The sequence below is a fragment of the Mesorhizobium waitakense genome (assembly GCF_056431085.1).
On the sequence record NZ_JBWKME010000096.1, the window covers coordinates 1 to 1,466 of the forward strand.

The following is a 1,466-nucleotide window of genomic DNA, read 5'->3' on the forward strand; positions in this document are numbered from 1 at the left end:
CCCAAACTTCAGCCGGTTCAACCCGTCATAACCTCTGTGCAGAGGTACTAGTACACCTCGGCTGAAGTTACGACTCGTTGGGTTCCGGCGGCGCGCATTTGGTGATTCACTTTGGGTGATTCGCAACCTGAGGAGAATTCCATGTCGCGGCATTGTGCCCCGCTCCCGCTCAGCGCCGAGGCGCGCAGCGAACTGGAGCGCTTGATCCGCAGCCATTCGACACCCCAGCAACTGGCGCTTCGGGCGTGGATGATCGTGCTGGCGGCCGATGGCGCCGGCGTTGGCGAGACCGCACAGCGGCTGGGCGTGTGGCGCAAAGGGGTGAGCTTGTGGCGAGCACGTTGGCTGGCGCGCCACGCGGGCGAGGCGGTCGCGGCACGGCTGCAAGATGCGCCGCGCTCGGGGGCGCCGGCGACGATTACGGCGGAGCAGACCTGCGCCATTGTCGCATTGGCGTGCGAGCGGCCGGACGACGGCGCGGTTCCGATCAGCCACTGGAGCACGAGCGATCTGGCGCGCGAGGCGGTACGACGCGGCATCATCACATCCATCTCGCCTCGGTCGGTGGGGCGCTTTTTAAAAAGAATCCGACCTCAAGCCGCATCTGGTTCGCCCTTGGTTGACGGCCAAGCCCGATCCGGACTTTGAAACCAGATGCATCGATGTGTGCAGCGTCTATCGCAGCGCCATCGCAGCCCAAAAGACGACGAAAACGGTGTCGATCGACGAGATGACCGGCATCCAGGCGCTCGAACGGATCGCCCCTTCCTTGCCGATCAAGCCGGGCAAGGTCGAGCGATGCGAGTTCGAATATGTCCGCCACGGCACGCAAACGCTGATCGCCCACTTCGACGTCGTCACCGGCAAGGTCGGCGGTACGATCGCAAACACGCGCACCGAAGCCGACTTCGTGAGCTTCCTCGATGGCCTGTTGCGCACGGCAGCCCCGGCCATGCGCTGGCGCATCGTGTGCGACAATCTCGACACCCACAGGTCGGAGGGCGTCGTGCGGCTGGTGGCGCGCCAGTGCGGCATCGATGAAGCAACGCTCGGCCGCAAAGGGCACGACGGCGTCCTTGCAAGAAAGGCCAGCCGCGCGGCGTTCCTGCGCGATCAGAGCCATCGCATCACCTTCCACTTCACCCCCAGGCACGCCTCCTGGCTCAACCAGATCGAAATCTGGTTCTCCATCCTGGTGCGCAAGCTGCTGCGCCGCGCCAGCTTCACCTCCACCGCCGATCTTAAAGACCGCATCGAGCGCTTCATCGACTACTTCAACAAGACCATGGCAAAGCCATTCAAATGGACCTGGGCCGGCAAACCCTTGACCGCCTAACCAATGCGTCCAATCTTCCGCCGGCGTGTACTAAGGCTTGTTGAGATTCATCGTGAGTTTATGACGGCAGCAGCAAGATTGATGAAGGCTGCGAAGCTCTGGTCGGTTTTGTCAGCTCGCATGGCGATAC

At 62.8% G+C, this 1,466-nt stretch carries 2 protein-coding genes; both read left to right on the forward strand.

Features of this window, described 5'->3' with window-relative positions; translation table 11 throughout:
• The first annotated feature begins 141 nt into the window (after window positions 1-141).
• On the forward strand, window positions 142-648 hold the full coding sequence (locus AC07FD_RS20650) for a helix-turn-helix domain-containing protein (RefSeq protein ID WP_378924355.1): 507 nt from the start codon (window positions 142-144) through the stop codon (window positions 646-648).
• 16 nt (window positions 649-664) lie between these two features.
• Window positions 665-1,336: a transposase gene (locus AC07FD_RS20655; protein ID WP_378924356.1), complete on the forward strand. Its 672-nt coding sequence runs from the start codon at window positions 665-667 to the stop codon at window positions 1,334-1,336.
• Window positions 1,337-1,466: the final 130 nt, after the last annotated feature.

What these genes read in the sequence shown, in the direction of transcription:
- AC07FD_RS20650 (WP_378924355.1), top strand. Translation starts at nt 142, where the DNA reads ATGTCGCGGCATTGTGCCCCGCTCCCGCTCAGCGCCGAGGCGCGCAGC.